Here is a 25,077-nt window from a genome sequence, read left to right as displayed (position 1 = left end):
AATGAAAGACGACATAATTTTAAAGGTTGAAAATCTGTCTAAGCAATATCGTTTAGGAACTGTTGGTACAGGAACTATTAGTCATGATTTTAATCGTTTTTTAGCTAGAATAAGAGGAAAAGAAGACCCTTATTTAAAGATTGGTGAATCTAATGATAGAGCCTCTAAAAGTGAATCTGAATATGTTTGGGCTTTAAAAGATATTAATTTTGAAGTAAAAAGAGGCGAGGTTTTAGGGATCATCGGTAAAAATGGCGCAGGAAAATCAACATTATTAAAAATTTTATCTAAAGTAACAGGACCTACAACGGGTACTATAAAATCGAACGGAAGAATTGCTTCTTTGTTAGAGGTGGGTACGGGTTTTCACCCAGAAATGACAGGAAAGGAAAATATTTTTTTAAACGGTGCCATCTTAGGAATGACAAAAAAAGAAATTCAAGCAAAATTAGATGAGATTGTTTCTTTTTCTGGTTGTGAACGCTATATAGATACGCCCGTAAAACGGTATTCTAGCGGAATGAAAGTCCGCTTAGCTTTTGCTGTTGCCGCACATTTAGAACCTGATATTTTGGTAGTAGACGAAGTTTTGGCTGTTGGTGATGCAGAATTCCAGAAGAAAGCCATTGGAAAAATGCAGGATATTTCTAACACAGACGGAAGAACGGTGTTGTTTGTGAGTCATGATATGGGGGCGATTAGAAGTCTTTGTACTAAAACAATAATGCTTGATGATGGTTTAGTTTATGCTAAAGGTCAAACGGATGAAATTATTTCAGAATACTTAAATAAATCAATCAGTTCTCAATCAGCGGTTTTGGAGAATTCAAAGTATATAGAATGGATAAAAGTCTATAATCAAGAGAGTGATAATATTCCAATAATAAACATTGGAGATGAGCTGATTTTAAGAATAAAATTTACTAAAAAAATTAATATTTATGGGAGTATCGATTATTGTTTTATTGGTTTTGAAAATGAAGATCAGAGAAGAGTTCTTTCTATAGCTACTCATATGGATAGAAGTTTTAACGGGATTTTTGATTCAGAAAAGATTCTCGAATGTAAAATAATGAACTTAAACTTAATCCAAGGAAGATATAAATTAATGCTAGCTATCGGTTCTAAAAACGAAAATATTGAAATAAATAGAGACCTAATATTTATAGATATACATGATAATAATTTTTATGATAATGGTTTTAAAATCAATAAAAATCAAGGTTTTATTTTAGAAAAGCCTAAATGGAGAAATATTGAAGTTAAATGAAAAAAGCAAATAATAAAATTTTGATAATCGGTCCCTTTGCAGAATTTGGAGGAAGAGAATTAATGTCTGTTTTTATAGCAGACTGCCTTTCGAAAGATCATTCTGTAGACATATGTTCAACAGGTAACATGTCAAAAAAAGCTGTTATTAATAAAAATTTTAAACAGGGTACTGTTTTTTCCTTAAAAAAAAATCTATTTAAGAAGAATTTTATTTTTAGATTTTTCGCTTATTTAAGTTATTTTAAAAATAATTTAAAAAAAGAGCCTTATTTTTATTTAAATAATAAAATTAATAAAAGCTTAGGGTCTAATAGAAAATACATTAAAGAATTAGATCTAATTCTAAAAAAATACCAGTTGGTTTTTATAAACGCACAATTTTCATCTAATTATGTAGATTATATTTTAAAAACAACAAAGACACTACAAATACCCACTATTTTTAGGACAACAGGTACTATCAATCCTAATGATTATTTTCAATCACTAGAAAACGTAGATATGTTTATACACCACTCGATCAGTAATTCAAATAAAATAAAGAAAAATAATTTTGAGGTAATAGATCAAGCTAGTTTTATAGAAAAAAAACTTATAACAATAAAGCCTAAAAATAAAATAAAAAATTTTTTATTTTTAGGTAGGTTAGTAAAAGAAAAAGGCATAGATGATTTAATTAAATTTTTTATAAAATATCCTAAAGATGATATAAAACTAAATATTGTTGGAGATGGACCACTTAAAAAAGAATTATTAGCAAAATATTCGAATCAAGATAAAATTTTTTTTTTAAATTTTTTAGCACAAGAAGAACTGCATGTTGAATATCAAAAAAATGATTGTTTGATTATCGCCTCGCATTATGAATCTGGGCCATTAGTTGGCGTTGAGGCTATGGCCTCTGGTAATATAATTATTTCCACAAAGGTAGGTGCAATGGAAGAAAGATTAAAAGAGACAAAAAATAATTTTTGGTTTGATATAAATAATTATTCCTCTTTCGAAAAATGTATGAATATTGTTTTAAATTTAAATTCTAACGAAATAAAAATAATATCAGAAAGCTTAAAAGAAAAATATATTAAGAGTCATAAATTAGAATTAATTCAAAAATTATATAAAGAAACTGTCAGGAAAGTTCTAAATAAATAAAAAATGAAAAAATTTTTAATAACAGGGGGTGCTGGAAATGTAGGAAGTTCTTTAGCATTAAAACTATCCGAAGATCCTCAAAATTTTATTGTTATTGCAGACAGTCTCTTAACGGGAAGCATAGAGAAAATTCCGATAAAGGAAAATGTTATATTTTTTAATGTGAATGTAAACATAGTTAACGATTTGTCTATTGTGTTTAAGAAATATAATTTTGATTATGTTTTTCATTATGCTGCATTAGTGGGAGTTCAAAGAACTTTAAACAATCCAATGAAAGTATTGAACGATATTGACGGGATAAAAAATATTCTAGAATTATCTAGTTTATCAAAAGTTAAAAGAGTTTTTTACTCTAGTTCATCTGAAGTGTATGGAGAACCTTTTGAAATACCTCAAAATGAAAAAACGACACCATTAAATTCTAGATTGCCCTATGCAATTGTAAAAAATGTAGGAGAAGCTTTCTTTAGATCTTACAAACAAGAGTATAATTTAGATTATACTATTTTTCGTTTTTTTAATACTTATGGGCCAAATCAAAGTGAAGATTTTGTAATTCCAAAATTTTTAAATTTAGCATTAGAAAATAAACCAATTACAATCTTTGGTGAAGGTTCACAAACAAGAACTTTTTGTTATATAGAAGATAATATAGATACATGTGTAAAAGTTTTAAATAGTGAAAAATATATAAATGATGAATTAAATGTTGGTAATGATATTGAAGTATCTATATTAGAGTTGGCAAAAATAATTATTAAAATAACAAATTCTACCTCAGAAATTATGTATTTACCAGCTTTAGAAGAAGGAGATATGACAAGAAGATGCCCTGATATTCGTAAAATGAAAAATGTTTTACAAAGAGATCTAATAACTTTAGAAGAGGGAATTAAGAAATTGATAAATCACTATGAGAAAAGGAATTAATCCCGAAAAATTTAAAACAGAATTGGCTATTTCCAGTTACCATAGAATTGTTATTCCTGTTTACATACCCAATTTAGAAGGGTATTTTAAAGACTCTTTAAAAATCTTAAAGCTATGTATTGGTTCTTTGTTAAAATCGATAAATTTTCAAACTAGAATAACTTTATACAATAATAATTCACACACTTCTGTTAAAGACTATTTAGATGATCTTTATGCTACTGAATCTCAAATAGATCAAGTTTTTCATTCAAAAGAAAATGTAGGTAAAATAAATGCAATTTTGGCTGCAACAAAAGGAAATTTAGAACCTCTAATTACAATTGCAGATGCTGATGTTCTATTTAAACAGAATTGGCAAGAAGAGGTAGAAAAAGTGTTTAATAATTTTAAATATGCAGGTATGGTTAGCCCAGTTCCCTCTAGTAAAGCATATAACAATTTTACAGCATCTAATTGGTTTTATGGTTTTTTTAAAGGGAAGTTAAAATTCGAGAATGTAATAAACCCAAGTGAAATGAAAATGTTTGAAGATAGTTTGGAGTTAAATTATACACTGTACCAAAAGATTCACTTAGAAAAATATTTAACGCTTCAAAATAATTTAGGAAAAGCCGTTATGGGTTGTGGTCATTTTGTTGCGACCTTAAAAAGAGAAATTTTTGATTTAGGATCAAATTCGCCTGCGCTACATAAAATTGTTGGAGGAGTTGAAAACAAATTTATAGACAAGCCTAATGAAGATCTAGGGTTCTTAAGATTATCAACTCTAGATAATTATGCTTTTCATATGGGAAATACTTATGAATCATGGATGCAGAATAAATACAATCTATTACAGCTAAATAATTCAAGAAGTGTATATAAAAACTTAGATAAAATTTATAAATTAAGAAAGATTAATATTTTAATAGGAAAAGCGATAAGTAGAATCTTAAAAAGGAAAAAGATTAAAAATTTATATTTTCATACTTTAGAAATGAAAAATAAAAATTATTAATTTGTGAAAAACAAGAAAATTCTTTTTATTATTGAAGAATTAGGAGATATTAGAACTTCTGGTGCGATTGTAAATTATAATTTGTGCAAACTTATTGCTCAAAGATATTCAGGTGCAGATATTTTAACTTTAGATTCTATTTCAGAAAGAATCAAAAAGGATTGGAATAAATATGGTAATTTATTTACACATCCAAAAGAAAATATAAAAAGCTATCAAAAAGTATTGATTTATTTTGGCAAAGTAAAGGCAGTTATTTACACCCTTTTAGGAAATGATTTCTATCATTTCAATAGAATAAAAAATATTAAAAAATTTTTAAAAGCTAATGTTAATAATTATAATGAATTAATATTGATGAGTGGTGGCTTAGGTTTTACTCCTCACCAAGCTATAAAGTGTCTTAAGCGAAAAAATATTCAAAAAATTACATCTTTATATCATGACCCTTATCCAATAAGTGCATATCCAGAACCGTATAATTCTGTTAAAAGATGGAAAGAGTATTTTAAATACAGCAACTTACAAAAATCATTAGATTATTCTCATAATATTGTCTTTCCGTCACAGAGGTTGTACACATGGTATTTAAATGATTATAAAATTGATAAACATAAAGTTAGAATAATTCCACATGCTGTAGAACAGGTTACTGAAAATAATTTTTTTAAACAAAAATCTGATAAGATTTGTATAACGCATACAGGTACATTATTAAAACCTAGAAATCCTAAACTATTTTTAGAAATTTTTAGTGAATTAAATGTAAATAATATTTCAGTGAACTTTTATGGAAGTATTAATAGCAATGTATATTCAGATATTAAAAAATTTAAAAACGCTAAGAATATAAAAATTGTAAAAGAAAGAATTCCTTATCAAAAATCTTTAAATATATTAGAGAACTCAGATTACTTATTGTTAATAGAATCAAATGGAAATGAAAACCCATTTTTACCAACTAAATTTGTAGACTATATCAACTCTGGAAAACCTATAATTATTTTAAGCCCAAAGAAATCTGAAGTTTCAAGATTGGTAGGAGAAAATTATCCATTTTTAACTGAACAAGATAATAAATTGGAAATAAGGAATATATTATCTAACAAAATTAATAATATTTCAGAAATTAATAAAGCAAAAGACGTTTTAAAAAAATTAAAAGCATACTTTTCAAGTGATTCTATTTTAGAATCTTATAAATCTATTCTAAAATAGTCGTATGGATAACAAATATAAATCAGTTCTAATATCCCATATAGCTATTCCAAGTAATAAAATTGGAAGCTGGAATCTAATGTTAACAGATTTAATAGATGTTAACGATTCTATTTTTGAGTATATTATTTCTCCTAAACCAGATTTTTTATCAAAACGGCCAAAAAATATTATAGTCCAAAATTCTATTAAATTTTGTGAAAAAATACTGTTTAAAATAGCAGGCAACAGATATTTAGAAAAAAAACAGTATTGGTATCCGATAAGGAAAATATTAAGAAAAGAAGATAAGTTAGTCCTAAACGTTATTGACAATATAGGTATTTTAAATGCATTACATTACTATGCTTGTAAAGAAAACTTAAGAGACAGAATATTTATTAACTTTTTTTTTCATGGTTATTTTATTGACATAGATTTAATTAAAATTCAAACTAACTTTTCTTTAGATAAATTGGTGCTTTTAACAAATACTTCTTACCAAAATTTACTAGATAAATCTAATGTGTTACCTTTTGAGGTGGCCATTTTACCAAATGGAATTAAGCCTAATTTTAAAAAGGTTTCTTATGAAGAAAAATTAGCACTAAGAAATGAATTGGGTTTTAAAAGTAATAAACACTATTTTTTATGGGTATCACAAGACAGACCAAAAAAAGGGTTAAAGATTATTTTGAATGCTTGGAAAAAAGTAGCATCCGAAAATACTAATATCGAATTATTAATCATCGGAGTTAATCAAAAAGGAAAAAAAAATAATATCGAATATTTAGGAAGAATACCAAATAATTTACTTCCCAAATATTATCAGATAGCAGATTATTTTTTATTTTCCACTCTTTGTCATGAAGGTCACCCGTTAAGTTTAACAGAGGCTTTAAAAAGTGGATTAAAGTGTATTGTATCAGATATAGATCCACTAAGTGAAATTTTGCATAATGGAAACTTAGGTTATTTAGTAGATAAGCCTAATATGGTTGACAGTTGGGCAGCGTCAATAAGTTTTGTATTAAATAATAATTATAACTTTAATAAAGAAAATATTGATCTTAATTATTTATATAATTTTGAATCATGGAAATCTCGATTTTTAGAAATTTTAAATCAATCAAAACAAAACTTTAACTAATGTTTATAATTGCGGAAATAGCTCAAGCACACGACGGTAGTTTAGGAATGGCACATGCTTATATAGATGCTGTTGCAAAAACGGGTTGTAATGCTATAAAGTTTCAAACACATATTGCTGAAGCAGAAAGTAGCATTCATGAACCATTTAGAATTCAATTCTCCAAACAAGATACTACCAGAATGGAATATTGGAAACGCATGGAATTTACATTAGAACAATGGAAAGAGATCAAACAACATTGCGATGAAGTCGGTTTAGAGTTTCTAAGTTCTCCTTTTAGTAATGCTGCTGTAGAGTTATTAGAAAAAGTAGGCGTAAAGCAATATAAAGTTGGTTCAGGAGAAGTTAACAACTTTGTACTTTTAGAAAAAATTGCTCAAACAAGGAAACCTGTCATTATTTCTTCAGGGATGAGCTCTTTTGCTGAGTTAGATAAAACAGTTGCTTTTTTAAAATCAAGAAAAGTAGCGTATGCCATTTTACAATGTACAACTGCCTATCCAACAAAACCAAAACAATTTGGACTCAATATCATTCAAGAGCTAAAAAAAAGGTACAAGGTTCCCATTGGTTTTTCAGATCATTCTTCCTCGATAGAAGCTTGTATAGCAGCTACGGCACTAGGCGCAGAAATTTTAGAATTTCATGTCGTTTTCGATAAAGAAATGTTTGGCCCAGATACAAAATCGTCTTTAACAATTGAAGAAACTACCAATTTGGTAAATGCAGTTAGAAACATAGATTTAGCGTTGCAAAACCCGATAGATAAAAATGATAATTCTGAATTTACGGATTTAAAACAAATTTTTGAAAAATCGTTGGCTGTAAATAAAAACCTTAAAAAAGGAGATATCATTACTTTTTTAGATTTAGAAACTAAAAAACCTAAAGGTTTTGGTATCTTGGCAAGTGAATATGAACATATAATTGGTAAAAAATTAAATAAAGATTTACACCAATGGGATTTTCTAAATTATAAGGATATAACGGAATAAAATGTCAATAAAAAAAATATGTATTGTTGTTACGGCAAGACCTTCCTATAGTAGAATTAAAACCGCATTAATAGCTATTAAAAATCACTCAAAATTAGAGTTACAACTAGTAATTACTGGTTCTGCTTTGTTGGGTAGGTATGGAAATGCAGTTGATTTTATTGAAAAAGACGGTTTTAAAATAGATGAAAAAGTTTTTACAGTTTTAGAAGGAGAGAACCCAACCTCTATGGCAAAAACAACAGGTTTAGCAGTGATGGAGTTGGCAAGTGTTTTTTATAGATTAAAGCCTGATGCAGTAATTACTATTGCAGATCGTTTTGAAACCATTGCTACAAGTATTGCTGCTTCTTATCAAAATATCCCATTAATTCATATCCAAGGAGGTGAAGTTACTGGAAATATTGATGAAAAAGTACGTCATGCCAATACAAAATTGGCAGATTTACATTTGGTTGCTTCAGAAAATGCTAAAGCGAGAGTACTAAAAATGGGAGAGCATCCTGAGACAGTTTTTAATACCGGTTGCCCATCTATAGATTTGGCAGCAGAAATTAAAAAAAATCCAAAATTAGACTTTGATCCAATTTTAAAATATGGTGGTGTTGGTGCAAATATAAACTGGAAAAAAGAGGGGTATCTTGTAGTTATGCAGCATCCTGTAACTACAGAATATGCGTCGGCAAGAAAAGATGTAGAACAAACTTTACAAGCGGTTTTTGAATTAGGAATTCCAACATTTTGGTTTTGGCCAAATGTAGATGCTGGTTCAGATGGTACTTCGAATGGTATTAGAACATTTAGGGAATTAAAGAAACCTGAAAATATTCATTTTTTCAAAAACATGGAACCTCAAGACTTTTTAAAATTATTAATAAATAGTAGATGCTTAATAGGGAATTCGAGTGTAGGTATCAGAGAATGTTCTTATTTAAAGATTCCCGTTGTAAACATTGGAAGCCGTCAAAATAGAAGACAAAGAGGAAATAATGTTATCAATTCTAGTTACAACAAATGTGAAATAATTGAAGCGATAAACAATAGGTTAGCAGCAAAAGATATTACTTCAGAAAACATGTATGGTGATGGAAAATCAGGCAAAAGAATTGCTGATATTTTAGCAGATACAGATTTGAGTTTTCATAAAACAATTACTTATTAATGACGATTTTAGGAATTATACCTGCAAGAGGAGGTTCTAAAGGAGTTCCTCGCAAAAATATTAAATTATTAGGAGGCAAGCCTTTATTACAATATACATCTGAAGTTGCTTTAAAAAGTAAATATATAAGTAAGTTGATTGTAAGTTCTGAGGATGATGAAATTATTGAAGTTGCCAAAAGTATTGGAATTGAGGTTCCTTTTAAAAGACCTGATCACTTAGCTTTAGACTCTTCACCAACATTACCTGTAATTATTCATGCTTTAGAGTTTTATAAGCAAAAAAATATTTTTTTTGACGCTGTTTGTCTGTTACAAACAACAAGTCCGTTTAGAACAGTAGCATTTTTAAATAAAGCTATAGAAATTTTTATGGATAAAGGCACAGATTCCTTATTTTCCACTCGAGAGGTTCCTCATGAATACAATCCACACTGGGTGTTTGAAGAAAAGGAAGACAAAACTTTACAAATTGTAACTGGAGAAAAAGAAGTTATTTCTAGAAGGCAAGATCTACCAAAAGTATTTCATAGAGATGGTAGTATTTACATAACTAAAGCATCTGTTTTAATGAAACAAAAATCATTATTTGGACAAAGTATTTCTCATATAGAATCCCCAAAAATAAACCATGTTAATATTGACACCTTAAAGGATTGGAAAAAAGCAGAAAAAATAATATTGAAATCATTTAATTAGATGTAAAAGAGAATGCTCCTAAACTTGTTTAGTCGGTAATAGATAAAAGTAACAAAATAAAGGTTTTCTCATCTATTAAAAAATAACATTTTCTTTGTTTATTAGTTTGTAGATATAAACTGAAGATTATTTATTAGTTTTAACATGTGTTGTAATGCAACGTTCTTTTAGAATCTAAAATATTTATATAAGAGAATCTGTTAAAAATGCAAAAAAATATATACTAAAGACAAAATTGGTAATGTATGAAGAAAATATTAATTGTTTTTGGTACGAGACCAGAGGCTATTAAAATGGCTCCTTTGGTTAAATCACTACTTAAAAATAGAGAATTGAACACCAAAGTTTGTGTAACTGCTCAGCATAGGAAAATGTTAGATCAGGTTTTAGATTTTTTTAAAATTATACCAGATTATGATTTAAATTTGATGAAAAAGAATCAAAGTTTAAATGAGTTGAGCGCAAGAATATTAGTTGCTATAGACAAAGTATTATTAGAGTTTGAACCAGATTTAGTATTAGTTCACGGAGATACTTCTACAAGCAGCATGGTCGCTTTAGCGTCATTCCATAGAAGTGTTAAAATAGGCCATATAGAAGCTGGTTTGAGAACTTATAATAAGCGGGCGCCTTTTCCAGAAGAAGTAAATAGACAAATAACAGGTAGATTAGCAGACTTACATTTTGCACCAACAAAAGAATCTGCCCAAAATTTATTAAATGAAGGTGTAGTTGCTAGTACAGTATTTATAACAGGAAATACGGTTATAGACGCATTATTCTGGGGAATGAAACATATAAATATAAATAGAAAAGATATTAAAAAAATAAGTTCTTATATAGATAGCAATAAAAAATTAATTGTTGTTACTGGTCATAGAAGAGAAAATTTTGGTGATAAATTTTATGAATTTTGTACAGCTCTAAAAGAATTAGCGTGTAGAGACGATGTACAGATTGTATATCCCGTGCATCTAAACCCAAATGTTCAAAAAATGGTTTATAAAACTTTAGCAGGTATTCCTAATATTTTATTAATAAACCCATTAGATTATGAAGTATTTATATGGTTATTGAATCGATCTTATTTAATCATAACAGATAGTGGTGGAGTGCAAGAAGAAGCACCATCTCTAAAAAAGCCCGTTTTGGTAACTAGAGAAGTCACAGAAAGACAAGAGGCAGTAGATAAGGGAGTTGTGAAATTGGTAGGAACAAAAAAAGAAAATATTATTTTAGAAGCCTCTCTACTATTAGACAATATAAATAAATATCATGAAATGATAGGAAATTCGAATCCTTATGGAGATGGAACAGCATCAGAGAAAATTGTAAGTATTATAAAAAGTGAATAAAATGAAAAAGGCTTTTATTTTATTGCCAGATGGAGTTGGATTAAGAAATTTTGCTTTTGGTAAATTCTATGAAGAAGGCATTCATCAAAATTTTGATATTACCTTTTGGAATAATACTAATTTTCCTATTTCAAACCTCGGGTACAAAGAAATAAATTTAGAGTTAGGTAAGCCTAGATCAATTTCTGACCTCTATAAAAGAGCAAAAATAATTATAGAGTTAAAACAGAATGTTAGAAATTTTAAAAATGATGTGTTTCTTTCATATTTATCATCTAAAAATTATAAAAATTCCAAGGAAATAATAAAAACCATATTTGTAAGTTTTTTAGTTTTTTTTTATAATTCTTCAAAAGGAATAATAAAAATTAAGAAAAAATTACATCAACTAGAAAGAAATTCTAAATATTATTTAAAATCGAAACAAACATTACAAAAGGAGAAGCCAGTTATTATATTTTTAACAAATCAAAGACCATTAACAGCTGTTGCACCTTTGCTAGCTGCACAAGACTTAGGTATTCCTACGGTAACCTTTATTTTTTCTTGGGATAATTTACCAAAAGGTACATTAGTTGTTAGTAGCGATTTTTATTTTGTTTGGAGTAATTTTATGAAGTCAGAATTATTAAAATATTACCCATCAGTTAAAGAAAATCAAATTAAAGTTACTGGAACTCCCCAATTTGAATGCCATTACAATACAGTTTTTAAAACAAAATTTTTATTTTTTAAAGAACACAATTTAGATATTAAAAAAAAATATATCTGTTTTTCAGGAGATGACATCACAACATCACCAAATGATCAGTATTATTTAGAGGATTTAGCTAAAACGGTAAGGAGGCTTAATGAGAAAGGAGAAAATATTGGTATTATTTATAGAAAATGCCCAGTAGATTTTTCTAATAGACACATCGATGTTTATAAAAAATACAAGAATGAAATTGTATTGATAGATCCAAAATGGAAGAATTTAGGAAATGGTTGGAATAGAGTGATGCCTTTACCTGAAGATTTAACACTATTGGCAAACACTGTACACCATACAGAAATGGTTATTAACGTGGGCTCTTCTATGGTTTTTGATTTTGTATCACAGAATAAACCTTGTGCTTTTTTAAATTATAATACCATCAAAAAATCTAGTGAAGATTGGAGTATTAAAAAAATTTATAAATATATTCATTTTAAATCTATGCCAAATACAAATGCAGTATTATGGATTAATTCTTCTGAAGAGATGCAAAACATTATTTTACAAGTTTTAAATAATACTATTCATTTAGAGTCCACAAAAGAATGGTACAATAAAATTGTAGAATTCCCTCAAGATAAAGCTTCGCAAAGAATATGGTTAGAAATAAATAAGTTAGTATGCACATAGGTTTTATTACACCAGAATATCCTAGTACGCATTTTGCAGGAAGAATTGGCGGTATTGGTACCTTTACAAAGGGTCTGTCTAAAGAGTTGGTGAAACTAGGAAATACTGTTACCATATTTATTTATAGCCAAAAAAAAAACATAATAATAATAGAAAACGGTATAACTATTTATTTTATTAAAAAGAAAACAATGCCATTATTTACTTGGTTTAGCAATAGAAAATATTTTAATGATTATGTGAATGCTATTGTAGATAAAGAAAATATTCAGATTTTAGAAGCGCCAGAATGGACAGGATTCACCGCTTTTATGAAATTCAAATGTCCACTTATTTTGAGGCTTCACGGATCTGATACTTATTTTTGTCATTTAGAAGGCAGAAAAGTGAAATTTAAAAATAAATTTTTTGAAAAAAGAGCACTTTTAGGAGCTACAAAACTGATTGGTGTAAGTAATTTTGTAGGAAGTAAAACAAAAGAACTGTTCAATATAAATAATCCTATTGATACGATCTATAATGCTATTGACGTAGCTTTCTTCAAGCCCAATCATAAAAAGATAATACCTAAATCGCTTTTATATTTTGGAACAGTAATTAGAAAAAAAGGGGTATTACAAATTGCAGCTGTTTTTAATAAAATTGTTGAAATAGACACAGCTGTTACCTTAAAGATTATAGGAAATGATAGTTTAGATTCTTTAACACAAGAATCTACATTAGAGTTATTTAAAAATTCACTTTCTAAGAAAGCGTTAAATAAATTTGTATACGTAAATTCACTTTTTCAAGAAGATTTAATCATTGAAATTCAGCAAGCAGAAATAATATTATTACCAAGTTTTGCAGAAGCTTTCCCAATGACCTGGTTAGAAGCTATGGCAATGGAGAAAAAAATAATAACTTCAAATATTGGATGGGCAAATGAGTTGATGATTGATGGAGAAACAGGTTATACTATAGACCCAAATAATATAGTAGACTTTAAAAGTAAAATTCTTGTACTTTTAAACAATAAGGGAAATACAAAATTTATGGGTAAAAATGCAAGAGATAGAATTATAAATTTTTTTAATATTGAGAAAATAATAACTTTAAACGTAAATTATTACGAGAAAGTTTGTAAGAGCTATTAATTATGAATAAGAAAAAAATAAAACGGTTCCTTTCGAGTATTTTACCTAATGGCGAAATTAAAGAGGTTATTAAATTATATTATTATAATTTAATAACCTCCAATAAGATTAGATTTAAAAGAAACAAAAAAAATAAAACTTTTATATTTAAACATAATAAAAAATCAATTGAAACTAATACTCCGTTATATACAGTTTACAAAGACTTTGAAATCTATACCAAATTATACACCCCAAAAAAGGATGATGTAATACTAGATATTGGGGCAAATTCTGGAATTATATCATTATACTTTGCAAGTATTTTAAAAAATGGAATTGTATATTCAATAGAACCTGATAGCAATAATGTAACTAATATTAAAAATAACTTGAACTTAAACCCTAAATATAAGGATTCAATTATTATAGATAATAGTTTAATTTGGAATGAAGTTTCCAAAATTAAATTCCATGAAGATTCTAGTGTAGCTTCTTCAATATTCTATAAAGGAGAAAATTCAAAAACAGTACTCAAAGAGACAATAACATTAGATACTTGGGTAGAAAAAAATAATTTAAATAAATTAAATTTTATAAAAATGGATATTGAGGGGGCTGAAGTTGAAGCAATTCAAGGAGCTATTCATATTATAAAAAAATTCAAACCAAATTTTGCAATTGCTTCATATCATATTATTGAAGGACAACCTACTTATTTAAAATTAGAGAAATTATTTAAAAAAATAAACTATCCTTATAAAACAGTTAAAATAAACCAAACTGAAATAATAACATACGCCGGACCTGTTATTGAAACTTTTTTTAATAATTAATAAACTAATTGTTATTAGACTTTTTAATAAATTTTCTTGCTATAAGTAACTATAAATGAATTTTAGCTTAATTGTTTGTACATACATGCGCCCAAAGGCTTTACTCAATTTGCTAAAAACTGTTGAATGCCAAACCTTATATCCCAATGAAATTATTATTGTAGACGGCTCTTCAAATAATAAAACAAAAGATATATTAGAGAATAATTTTTTTAAAAACTTAATTTATTACAAAGTTTTAAAACAGGATAGAGGTTTAACTAGACAACGTAACTATGGAATTTCAAAGGTATTATCAGATACAGATATTGTTTGTTTTTTAGATGATGATACAGTTTTAAATGATAATTATTTTTTTAATCTTAAAGAAATTTTTATTTCCAATCAGAAAATTACAGGTGTTGGTGGTTTAGCCATTAATGAAAACAAATGGAAGCTGAATTCTAAAATAGAAGGCAATTATAATTCTAAAAAATACATAACAATAGACGGTTATCATTGTAAATTAGGGCAGAGACATATTCTGAGAAATTATCTTGGTATCGGAAGTAAAAAACTTCCGGGTATTATGCCAGAATTTTCGAATGGTTTGTCATGTGGATATCCATTAACTGGAAATATTTATGAAGTAGACTTACTGATTGGAATGTCTATGAGTTTTAGAAAAATTGTGGTCGACCACATAAAATTTTCCTCTTTTTTTGAAGGATATGGTTTGTACGAAGATGCTGATTTTTCTTTAAGATCACTCAAATTTGGAAAAAACGTCTTGGCTACAAATGTTTTATTAGAACATAATCATTCACCAGAAGGCAGACCAAACCATTATAACTATGGCAAAATGGTTATTAGAAATGGTTGGTACGTTTGGAGAATAAAATATAATAAACCATCCTTAAAAGCAAGATTCAAGTGGAATTCTATAGCAATTCTTTTAATGATAATTAGATTTTCTAATGTCTTTAATTCTAAAAAAAAGCTAGAGGCTTTAACAGAAGCTTGTGGAAGATTTTATGGTTTAATAAGTTTAATTTTTCATAAACCAAATATAAAAAGATGATATTTGGAATTGTAACGCATGCTGTTCATAAATTAAAAGGAGGTAAAATTTATGCATACGAACCTTATGTTCGAGAAATGAATTTATGGGCGAAGTCTATAGAAAAGATTATCATACTATGTCCTATTTCTGACGGAAGTATCTCTAAAATTGAAACCCACTATTTACACGAAAATATTGAAATTATTGATATTACAAATTTCAATATAATTTCTATAAAGAATATATTAAATACTATATTGGTGGTTCCAACTATTTTAAAAAAAATATTTTTAGTTGCTAAAAAATCAGATCATATACATTTAAGATGCCCAGGAAATATAGGGTTGCTTGGGTGTTTCGTACAAATTTTTTTTCCATTCAAAAAAAAAACAGTTAAATACGCAGGTAATTGGGATCCAAAAAGCAAGCAACCTTTTACTTATAAATTGCAGAAATGGATCCTTTCTAATTCTTTATTAACTCGAAATTGTAAAGTTTTGGTGTATGGAAAATGGGAAAATCAATCTAAAAATATACTCCCTTTTTTTACAGCTTCGTATTTTGAAAAAGAGATTATTAAAATACCGAAAAAAAACTTTTTATCTACTATTAGATTTATATTTGTTGGTACTTTTTCTCAAGGAAAAAGACCCATGATGAGTGTAAAAGTTGTTGAAATTTTAAAAAATAAAAATTATAATGTTCGCTTAGATATGTATGGAAATGGCGTTGAATTTACCGTTATCAAAGAATATATAAAAAGTAAAAATTTAAATAGCATTATTTTTTTACATGACAATCAACCAAAAGAAATTGTAAAACAAGCATTTCAAAAAGCTCATTTTTTAATTTTTAATTCACAATCTGAAGGTTGGCCAAAAGTAGTGGCAGAGGCAATGTTTTGGAGATGTTTACCAATATCCTCAAATGTTTCTTGTATAAGTTATATGTTAGATAATGGCAATAGAGGTGAAATCGTAGATGTAAATATTGATGAAATAGAACTTTCAGACCTTATTGTTGCCAACTTAGAAAATGAATCCTCTTATCAACAAAAGGTATTAAAAGCACAAAATTGGTCTCAAAAATTTACTTTAGATAAATTTGAAAAAGAAATACAAAAACTTTTAAAGGAATGATTAAATTAGGAGTTTTACAAATTATAGATTCTTTAAATACTGGTGGTGCAGAGGTTTTAGCAGTAAATATTGCGAATGCTTTATCAAAAGAATCTATTAATTCGCATCTATGTACCACAAGAGCTGAAGGGAATTTGATTACAAATTTAAATGCTGATGTAGGATATATCTATCTAAAAAAAAATAAAATTTTAGATTATAAAGCTATCATAAAATTAAAGAACTACGTAATAAAAAATAATATATCAATTATTCATGCCCACTCATCGTCATATTTTACGGCTTTCTGTTTAAAAATATTTTATAATAATCTTTATATTATTTGGCACGACCATTATGGCATTACGCAAGACTTATCCAAAAGATCACTATTTCCAATAAAATTTATTTCCAAATATTTTTATGCAATTCTATCGGTTAACGAAAACTTAAAAAAATGGTCTCTAGATAACTTGAAATGTAAAAGAGTACTATTTTTAAATAATTTTGCAACATTTAATAATTTTGATAAAATTACATTTTTAAAAAAGGAGGAGAGTAAAAAAATAGTGCATGTAGCAGCTTTTAGAGCGCAAAAAGATCATGAGAATTTATTACATGCTTATGAAAAATTTTATAATAAAAATAAAAATTGGACTTTACATTTAATAGGTTCAATAAATAATAATTTATATTACGAAAAAATTATCAAACTGATAAAAAATAAAGGGTTAGAAAAAAGTGTGTTTATCTATGGTGCCTGCTTAGATATAAAAAATATTCTAAATCAGGCAGATATAGGAGTATTGTCTTCAAAATCTGAGGGCTTGCCGATTTCTCTTTTAGAATATGGTCTGGCAAAACTACCCGTAATTGTTACCAATGTTGGTGAATGCTCTAAGGTAGTAGAAAATGGAATTTCAGGGTACGTCGTAGCACCTGAAAATAATATCGAGCTTTCATTAAAATTAGATATTTTAGCAAACTCAGAATTATTAAGAACTTCATTCGGTATTCGACACCACAAAAAAGTTACAAGTAAATATTCTAGATCCTATTTTTTAAAGCAACTTTTAAACATTTATAAATTATAATTTGATCGAAAAAATAATAAATAATAGATTACTTCTTATACTGATACACCTAGGAATAGGGTTTTTAGGAACCTTTTCAATTTTCGCAAAACTATATGGTTTTGTAATTATAATTATTCCTTTTTTAATCATTTATTTAAATAAAAACAAAAATGAAGAGGCATTTATTTTTGCATCTTACATCGTTGGAGCAGAAATTTTTAATAGAATGACGGGTGGTTTTTTCTTATATGAAACAGGCAAGTATACTGTCTTATTATTTTTAATATTGGGTGTTTTATTAGGTGATTTTAAACAACATTTTTCAATTCAATATATATTTTATATTCTGTTATTACTTCTGGGAATTGTTTTTACTCAAGTACCAGAAGGGGAATCTTTAAGAAAGGCTATTGCATTTAATTTGAGTGGTCCTGTTGTTTTAGGGGTGTCAGCATTTTATTTTTACAAAAGACCCATCACAAAAAAACAACTATACAACGCCATGTTTTTTATGTTATTACCTCTTTTCTCTACGGTATCATTGCTGTATTTTAGAACTCCAGATTTAAGTGAAATAGTTTTTGGTGGTGAAGCTAATTTTGAGGCGTCAGGTGGTTTTGGTCCAAATCAAGTGGCCACAGCAATTGGTCTAGGTGTTTTTTTAATAACAGTATTTCTTATCTCAAAAGAAAAGCTAACAAATTATATTTTCCTAGATGCTTTATTTTTAATTTATTTTATATACAGAGGGTTATTAACCTTTTCAAGAGGTGGTATAATTACCGCCATTACCGCAACTTTAATTTTTACTTTTTTTTATCTACTTTATAAAAAAATTTCATTCAATATATTAATTAAATATATTTTGATTAGTGCTATTTTTATAATTTCTATATGGCTCTATACGTCTAATATAACTAAAGGGATGTTAGATAATAGATATGCAGGTAGAAATAAAATAGGAGTACAAAAAGATATAACCACCGGAAGGTTAGACATTTTACAAGTCCAAGCATTTAATTTTCTAGAGCATCCGTTAGGTATTGGTGTTGGAAATGGAAAGTATGAAAGAATGAAGAAAGAAAATATCACAGGAGCTTCACACAACGAGGTGGGTAGATTGCTTGAGGAGCATGGCTATATAGGCTTAATTTTATTATTACTGTTAATAACAATTCCAATATTTAATTTCTTTAGAGGAAATTATTATCAAAAAGCATTTATTCTCTCTTTTTATTTAATTTGGTTTCTAACAATTAATCATTCGGCTATGAGAATTGCCTTACCTGGTTTTATATATGCGTTAAGTTTAATTCGTATTACAGATTATGAAGAAGAAGCTTAAAAGTATTTTATATATTGGTAACAATCTAACTTTAAAGTCAAAGTACAATTCTACAATGGCAGTTTTATCTCGTCTGCTAGAAAAAGAGGGCTTTACAGTCTATCTTTCATCAAACAAATTAAACAAAACACTAAGAATTTTAGACATGTGTTTGTCAATATTTAAATTAAGAAATAAAATTGATTATATCTTAATAGATACATTTAGCACTAATAACTTTTATTATGCATTGATAACATCACAATTAGCCAAAATTTTTAAAATAAAATACATTCCAATTTTACATGGTGGAAACCTTCCAAATAGAATACAAAAAAGCAGTTTTTTATCAAAATTGATTTTTAAAAATTCATACAAAAATATAGCCCCATCAAATTATTTAAAAGAAGCTTTCGAGAAAGAGGGTTATGAGGTAGATTACATTCCAAACATTGTAGAAATTGATAATTACCAATTTAAGAAAAGAAAGTATTTAAAACCAAATTTACTTTGGGTAAGAGCATTTAAAGAAATTTACAATCCAATATTAGCCATTGAAGTTTTATTTTTATTGAAAAAAGAATACCCAAATGCAAAGTTGTGCATGGTTGGACCCTTTGTAGATGGTTCTTATCAAAAATGTCTATCTTTAGTTCAGTATTATCAATTAAATGATGCTGTTGAATTTACAAATGTATTATTAAAAGAAGATTGGCATAAAAAAGCTATCGATTTTGATATCTTTATCAATACAACAAATTTTGACAATACCCCTGTTAGTGTTACGGAAGCTATGGCTTTGGGGTTGCCAATTGTATCTACAAATGTTGGAGGAATACCTTATTTAATTGAAAATAAAGTAAATGGTCTTTTAGTTGAAAAAAATAATGTATCTCAAATGGTGCAAAGTATAGAAGATTTAATTGATAATAAGTACCCAAAGCTAACTTTAAATGCTCGCAAGAAAGTGGAAGCTTTTGATAGTGAAGTTGTAATGAAAAAATGGAATTTAATTTTTAATGAATAAATTTTTAACTTCTTTCTATAATGCATCACCAGTATTTTTTCAAAATATACTAATAAGCGCTTACGGTTATAAATGGAAAGAAAGAAGATTAGGTGGTATTTTTAAGAAAGAACTTAAAAAATTTAAAGAAAGAGAAAATTTTTCATATAAAGATTGGGAGAAATATCAAGTAATTGAATTGAGAAAACTTTTAACTCATGCTTTTAAAACAGTTCCCTTTTATCATAAATTATATAAGGAATGTGGTTTTAAATTATCCGATTTTGAAAAATTTGAATTGTCAGATATTAAGAAGTTACCCTATTTAGAAAAAGAAGATTTAAGAAGATTTGGTAAAACAACCTTACTTTCCACATCTAAAGAAAAAGGAAACTTCTATAGTTCAAGTGGAAGCACAGGGACACCAGTTGATATTTATTTTTCAAAAAAAACGCATCAAAAATGGTTTGCAGCTTATGAAGTGAGAGTTTTAAACTGGGCAGGAGTCTCTATAAAATTAGCTAGAGGTATGATTGGAGGAAGAAGAATTATTAATAAATCAAAACCAAAACCACCTTACTATAGATATAATATGGCAGAGAAACAAACATATTTTTCTGCATATCATTTAAATAAAAATACATTAGCAAATTATTTATTCGGAATGAAAAAAAATAATGTAGAATTTATGGTGGGTTATGCTATGAGCAATTATTTTCTAGCGAAATTGTTCGTCGAAAATAAAATAAAACCACCAAAAATTAAAGCAGTTATAACATCTAGTGAAAAATTGACGCAAGATATGAGAGCCATTTTTAAAAAAGCATATGGATGCAAAACTTATGACAGTTATAGTGGTATGGAGGCTTGTGGTTTAATTTCTGAAAATTCTGAAGGAGATTTTCTTTTCAGTCCAGATACTGGAATTGTAGAGCTGATAAATGAAAAAAATGAAGAAGTTAAAGATGGTAATGAAGGAGAAGTTGTTTTAACAGGTTTGTTAAATTTCGATCAACCTTTAATTCGTTATAGAATTGGAGATAGAGCAACAAAAAAAGAAAATCAAAAAGCGATATCGAAAAAACAAATGCCTCTATTTAAAGAAATTAATGGTAGAGTAGAAGATGTAATTATTGGTTTAGATAAAACTAAAATTGTACGTTTTCATGGACTTTATATAAATATTATAGGTTTAGTGGTGGGGCAAATAATACAAGAATCACATTTAGATTTTGTAATAAATTTGGTTGTAGATGATGATTATCTTAAAACATCGGAGTTAATTATAAGTAAAAGGTTAAAAAGTCAGTTAGGTCCTGAAATAAATATTAGTTTTAATTATTTAAGTGATATTCCAAAAAATAAAAACGGAAAATTCAGAGCCGTAATAAATAACCTAAGTTGATGTTTAAAGTAATCTGGATCATAAATCAAACCGCGGGAAATTTAGATTCTGGTTGGGGAGAAAGACATTTTTTCCTCAGTAAATATTGGGTTCAAAAAGGATATAAAGTAACAATAATATCAGGCTCTTACAATCACCTTTTTCTGAAACAACCAACAATTAAAAACAAATGGTTTACAATAGAAAAAGTTGAAGAAAACATAGATTTCTGTTGGGTAAAGATTCCTAAGTATACAAGTACTGGATTTATGAAAATTATAAGTAACTTTATTTATACATTTAAATTATTTTTTTTGACTTCAAAAGTTATTGAGAAACCAGATATTATATTGGTTTCCTCAATGCCAATTTTCCCTATTTTAAATGGTTTTTTTTTTAAGAATAAATATAATGCAGAAAAGTTGATTTTTGAGATTAGAGACTTATGGCCACTAACTCCAATGAATTTAAAAGGATACTCTAAAAATCATCCATTTATAAAACTCTTAAGTTTCTTTGAGAAGTATGCTTACAATAAATCAGACCACATTGTTTCTTTATTACCCAATACCTCTAGTTATATAAATTCCATTATAAAAAGAAAGAAAGAGATTCATTATATTCCTAACGGAATCGATGAAAGTTTAGGTGAAAAAGATAATATTTCTCAAGAAACTATTAATTTAATTCCAAAAAATAAATTTATTATTGGCTACGCAGGTACTATAGGATTAGCTAATGCAATGGAATTTTTTGTAGATGCTTCATTAATGATAAATCACAATCATATTCACTTTATAATTGTAGGCGATGGGTATTTAAAGAGTAAATTAAAAATCAAGGTAGCGGAATCTTCAAATATTACTTTTATTGAAAAAATTAGTAAATCTAGAGTTCAAAGTATATTAAGTTACTTTGATGTATGTTATATTGGTAGATATAAATCGCCATTATATCATTATGGGGTTTCTTATAATAAATATTTTGACTACATGCTAGCTAGAAAACCAATATTAGAATCTTCGGAGCATATAAAAGACCAAGTTGAACAGTCTGGATGTGGTATAATAGTTGAGCCAGAAAATTCTAAAGCTATTGTAGAAGGGATTTTAAAAATTTATAATATGAGTGAAAAAGATAGAATTATAATGGGGCTTAAAGGATATAAGTTTGTGAAGAAATATCATAGTTTAGAATTTTTAAGCAACAATTATTTAAAAATTTTTAATCTCTAAATGACAATAAAAATATCATTTTTAATTTTTAAATATTTAACTTGTTCTCTTTAACTTTTAAAATTCTTCTATAATTTTACTTTTTAATAAATGAATCAAAAAAACTACTTTAATATTTCTGAAAGAAAAATATTTCTTAGAATTATCGATGTAATCGTTCTTATTTCGAGTGTTTTATTATCATTTGAATTTTTAAAATTTGATTATTTCGATTTTAAAAATGAATATATTTTTAGCTGGTTATTTTTATTGATTGTTTATTATTTAATATTTGGTGAAATTTTTCAATTATTTAACCTAAATATTTCAAATAACAGATATTTAGTTACAAGAAGTATCGTTGTAACTGCTTTTGCAACAGTTGTTTTTTATGTTTTTACTCCTTTTTTATCACCTATTTTACCGACCAATAGACTGCAAATTCTCTACTTTTTTCTTATTATCGTAATTCCAATAATTATTTGGAGATTCTTATATATTCAGATAATTTTTTCTCCAAAATATTTTAAAACAATTATTTTTATCGGGAAATCAGAAAAAATAGAAACCATGGTTCGCCGAGTTAAAAGTGATAATTTCCATCATCTGAAGGCTTATTTTTCAGATAAAAGTTTAGAAAATATAGAAGGATTTCGAAATATACATTCAGAAAAATTAGCGGAGTTTTTTGTAGACAACACTATTAACGAAATTGTTGTTTCAAAAGAAGGATTATCTCAAGAAGTCATCAATTCTTTAAATAAAGAGTTGATCTATTTATTCCAAAAAGGATTAAATATCATAAGTTTTGAAAGTTTTTACGAAGAAATTACCAATAGAGTCCCTAAAAATTATCTAGACCATGATTTTTATAAAAATATAAATTTTAGTAAAAATAATACAAATCGATTTTATCTTTTTGGATTAAGAGTTACAGATATTATGGTTTCTATTATTGGTATTTTAGTATTTTTAATTTTATTTCCCTTTATTTTAATTGGAAATTTGTTAGCAAATAAAGGTTCATTATTTTACTCTCAAAAAAGAGTGGGGCAGAATGGAGAAATCTTTAAAATCTATAAACTCCGTTCTATGATTAAAAATGCTGAAAAAAATGGAGCAGTATGGGCTAAAAAAAATGATACAAGAATTACTGCCTTTGGTAAATTTTTAAGAAATACTAGATTAGATGAGGTTCCACAGTTTTTTAACATTTTAAAAGGAGAAATGAGCATCATTGGTCCTAGACCAGAAAGGCCAGAATTTATTAAAAATTTGGAAGATCACATACCGTTTTATGCCATCAGAAATGTAATAAGGCCTGGTTTAACAGGTTGGGCACAGGTGAATTATCCGTATGCAACCTCTATTGAAGAACAAGAAATTAAACTAAGATATGATTTGTATTATATTAAAGAACGCAATGCTTTCTTAGATTTCAAAATCTTAATTAAAACAATTACTACCGTGTTATTTTTTAGAGGCCAATAAATATTTGTATAAAAATAAATAGCGAACAAATAGTATTAAAAATAAGGGAATGAAAGCCATAGAAAATAGCTGCATCTCTAAAATCCATAAAAACGGAACTGCTAAAAGCAATATTAGAAGCGTTAGTATATAAGCTCTTAACCACATTCTAATTTTCTTTTTTAACAATAGAAACGCAACAATCAAATTGGGTGCAAATGCCCATAAAATATTAAAATTATTTGGCGCTGTTGTATGTGAAGAAAACAACCATAAATAGGCAAGAATACAGCCAACAAATCCTGTTGTAAAAAAGATTGTAAAATCTAAATATTTGGATCTTTTTTTAAACTTCACATCTCTATAAGTTACAAAAGCCACAATCAATAATAGAATTATAAAAACGTTTAATGGACTGAATAAAGTAGCATCTTGAGGAATCTCATCAAAATTTAATAATACTTCTTCTTTTTTAACCAAGTCTACGAACGTGTCATCCCTTTGAATCGTACTGTGCTTAAATACTTGGTACACATAATCTGGTAAATACATGTATTCAAGCTGACTTCTTTCTTTGTCTAAAATTGTCCCAGCAATTAAATTGATACCAAAATTACCCCAAGTATTCCAATGAATCTCTTGATTCATTAAGCTTCTTAACGTTTTATTTTTTTGAATTTTTTCTGTATTGAATGCATATGTATTTCCTAAAACCTCCTTGGTAATATCTCTAAGTTTTGTAGCGCAATTGTCAAAAAACGGATCATAGAGATAGGTTGCGTTTTCAGGCAAAGCATTATTTTCTAAATAATTAAAAAACTGTTGTTTTTCATTTTGATTCAAGTTTAAAACTTGTTGTTTTAACCATCTTTTGTCTTTTTGATAGCTTGCTAAAAAGTATTTAAAATCGTACCGTGCTAATAAATAATACATTTTTCCTTGCGCAAAATTTAGAAGGAAATTAGGTGCTTCGAAATCGAAAACTCCGTAGTTGTAAATTAAATCTAAATTTAAAACAGGATCTTTAACTCTGATGGCGGAATGCCCGAATTTTTCATACAATTCTTCTCCAGGACCAGCAGTTACAATTGAAATTTCTGAATACACAGAAAGATTTACTTGAGACAGATTGTTTTGTATTATTAGAATAAATAGGATTAAGAAATAGCGTATTTTTCTATTCATATA

Annotated in this window: 22 protein-coding genes; 21 read left to right on the top strand and 1 reads right to left on the bottom strand. The window is 27.2% G+C overall.

The features are described 5' to 3' along the window. Position 1 precedes the first annotated feature (1 nt). The 21 genes from Q0998_RS05875 (at position 2) to Q0998_RS05775 (ending at position 23,910) form a co-directional block, all read left to right on the top strand. On the top strand, positions 2-1,270 hold the full coding sequence (locus tag Q0998_RS05875) for an ABC transporter ATP-binding protein (protein ID WP_299667521.1): 1,269 nt from the start codon (positions 2-4) through the stop codon (positions 1,268-1,270). Next, positions 1,267-2,424: a glycosyltransferase gene (locus tag Q0998_RS05870; protein ID WP_299667518.1), complete on the top strand. Its 1,158-nt coding sequence runs from the start codon at positions 1,267-1,269 to the stop codon at positions 2,422-2,424. Before Q0998_RS05875 ends, Q0998_RS05870 begins: the two co-directional genes overlap by 4 nt. A gap of 3 nt (positions 2,425-2,427) precedes the next feature. Continuing rightward, positions 2,428-3,357: an NAD-dependent epimerase/dehydratase family protein gene (locus Q0998_RS05865; protein WP_299667515.1), complete on the top strand. Its 930-nt coding sequence runs from the start codon at positions 2,428-2,430 to the stop codon at positions 3,355-3,357. Beyond that, entirely contained in the window at positions 3,341-4,357 is a 1,017-nt protein-coding gene (locus Q0998_RS05860; protein WP_299667512.1) for a glycosyltransferase, read from the top strand. The genes Q0998_RS05865 and Q0998_RS05860 overlap by 17 nt, the downstream gene beginning before the upstream one ends. Positions 4,358-4,360: 3 nt before the next feature. Continuing rightward, positions 4,361-5,575, top strand: coding sequence for a hypothetical protein (locus tag Q0998_RS05855; RefSeq protein ID WP_299667509.1), 1,215 nt, complete (start codon positions 4,361-4,363; stop codon positions 5,573-5,575). 4 nt (positions 5,576-5,579) lie between these two features. Then, positions 5,580-6,704: a glycosyltransferase family 4 protein gene (locus tag Q0998_RS05850; protein WP_299667507.1), complete on the top strand. Its 1,125-nt coding sequence runs from the start codon at positions 5,580-5,582 to the stop codon at positions 6,702-6,704. Then, positions 6,704-7,702 carry an N-acetylneuraminate synthase family protein gene (locus Q0998_RS05845; protein WP_299667505.1) on the top strand — a complete coding sequence of 333 codons (999 nt, stop codon included), beginning with the start codon at positions 6,704-6,706 and terminating at the stop codon, positions 7,700-7,702. Before Q0998_RS05850 ends, Q0998_RS05845 begins: the two co-directional genes overlap by 1 nt. A 1-nt stretch (position 7,703) precedes the next feature. Continuing rightward, positions 7,704-8,864: a UDP-N-acetylglucosamine 2-epimerase gene (gene neuC, locus Q0998_RS05840; protein WP_299667502.1), complete on the top strand. Its 1,161-nt coding sequence runs from the start codon at positions 7,704-7,706 to the stop codon at positions 8,862-8,864. Further along, positions 8,864-9,562, top strand: coding sequence for an acylneuraminate cytidylyltransferase family protein (locus Q0998_RS05835; protein WP_299667500.1), 699 nt, complete (start codon positions 8,864-8,866; stop codon positions 9,560-9,562). Before neuC ends, Q0998_RS05835 begins: the two co-directional genes overlap by 1 nt. A gap of 245 nt (positions 9,563-9,807) precedes the next feature. Continuing rightward, a complete protein-coding gene (gene wecB, locus Q0998_RS05830; protein ID WP_299667498.1) occupies positions 9,808-10,917 on the top strand; it encodes a non-hydrolyzing UDP-N-acetylglucosamine 2-epimerase in 1,110 nt (369 codons plus the stop codon). A gap of 1 nt (position 10,918) precedes the next feature. Then, positions 10,919-12,304, top strand: a complete 1,386-nt coding sequence (locus tag Q0998_RS05825; RefSeq protein ID WP_299667497.1) for a UDP-glycosyltransferase — start codon at positions 10,919-10,921, stop codon at positions 12,302-12,304. Further along, positions 12,295-13,440, top strand: a complete 1,146-nt coding sequence (locus Q0998_RS05820; protein WP_299667495.1) for a glycosyltransferase family 4 protein — start codon at positions 12,295-12,297, stop codon at positions 13,438-13,440. Before Q0998_RS05825 ends, Q0998_RS05820 begins: the two co-directional genes overlap by 10 nt. Positions 13,441-13,442: 2 nt before the next feature. After that, entirely contained in the window at positions 13,443-14,255 is an 813-nt protein-coding gene (locus Q0998_RS05815; RefSeq protein ID WP_299667492.1) for an FkbM family methyltransferase, read from the top strand. A gap of 55 nt (positions 14,256-14,310) precedes the next feature. Then, a complete protein-coding gene (locus Q0998_RS05810; protein ID WP_299667489.1) occupies positions 14,311-15,315 on the top strand; it encodes a glycosyltransferase family 2 protein in 1,005 nt (334 codons plus the stop codon). Beyond that, positions 15,312-16,436 carry a glycosyltransferase gene (locus Q0998_RS05805; protein WP_299667486.1) on the top strand — a complete coding sequence of 375 codons (1,125 nt, stop codon included), beginning with the start codon at positions 15,312-15,314 and terminating at the stop codon, positions 16,434-16,436. The genes Q0998_RS05810 and Q0998_RS05805 overlap by 4 nt, the downstream gene beginning before the upstream one ends. Then, complete coding sequence (locus tag Q0998_RS05800) at positions 16,433-17,509, top strand: glycosyltransferase (protein ID WP_299667483.1); 1,077 nt, start codon at positions 16,433-16,435, stop codon at positions 17,507-17,509. The genes Q0998_RS05805 and Q0998_RS05800 overlap by 4 nt, the downstream gene beginning before the upstream one ends. Before the next feature lies 1 nt (position 17,510). Further along, positions 17,511-18,836 (top strand): O-antigen ligase family protein, encoded by a 1,326-nt coding sequence (locus Q0998_RS05795; protein ID WP_299667481.1) that lies wholly within the window; start codon positions 17,511-17,513, stop codon positions 18,834-18,836. Further along, entirely contained in the window at positions 18,820-19,842 is a 1,023-nt protein-coding gene (locus tag Q0998_RS05790) for a glycosyltransferase family 4 protein (protein WP_299667480.1), read from the top strand. The genes Q0998_RS05795 and Q0998_RS05790 overlap by 17 nt, the downstream gene beginning before the upstream one ends. Beyond that, entirely contained in the window at positions 19,835-21,226 is a 1,392-nt protein-coding gene (locus tag Q0998_RS05785; protein ID WP_299667478.1) for a hypothetical protein, read from the top strand. The genes Q0998_RS05790 and Q0998_RS05785 overlap by 8 nt, the downstream gene beginning before the upstream one ends. Further along, the gene (locus Q0998_RS05780; protein ID WP_299667475.1) at positions 21,226-22,440 is read left to right on the top strand and encodes a glycosyltransferase family 4 protein; all 1,215 of its coding nucleotides are present in this window, start codon (positions 21,226-21,228) and stop codon (positions 22,438-22,440) included. The genes Q0998_RS05785 and Q0998_RS05780 overlap by 1 nt, the downstream gene beginning before the upstream one ends. Positions 22,441-22,530: 90 nt before the next feature. Next, on the top strand, positions 22,531-23,910 hold the full coding sequence (locus tag Q0998_RS05775; protein ID WP_299667472.1) for an exopolysaccharide biosynthesis polyprenyl glycosylphosphotransferase: 1,380 nt from the start codon (positions 22,531-22,533) through the stop codon (positions 23,908-23,910). Here the strand turns inward: Q0998_RS05775 and Q0998_RS05770 are convergent. Further along, the gene (locus tag Q0998_RS05770; protein WP_299667469.1) at positions 23,890-25,074 is read right to left on the bottom strand and encodes a DUF4105 domain-containing protein; all 1,185 of its coding nucleotides are present in this window, start codon (positions 25,072-25,074) and stop codon (positions 23,890-23,892) included. The genes Q0998_RS05775 and Q0998_RS05770 overlap by 21 nt on opposite strands. Between the last annotated feature and the right edge of the window lie 3 nt (positions 25,075-25,077).

Origin of the sequence: uncultured Polaribacter sp. (assembly GCF_947501385.1) — a bacterium.
In the GTDB taxonomy this organism is placed as follows: domain Bacteria; phylum Bacteroidota; class Bacteroidia; order Flavobacteriales; family Flavobacteriaceae; genus Polaribacter.
Note: the sequence above shows the minus strand (reverse complement) of the source record. Positions and strands in the feature narration are given on the sequence as shown.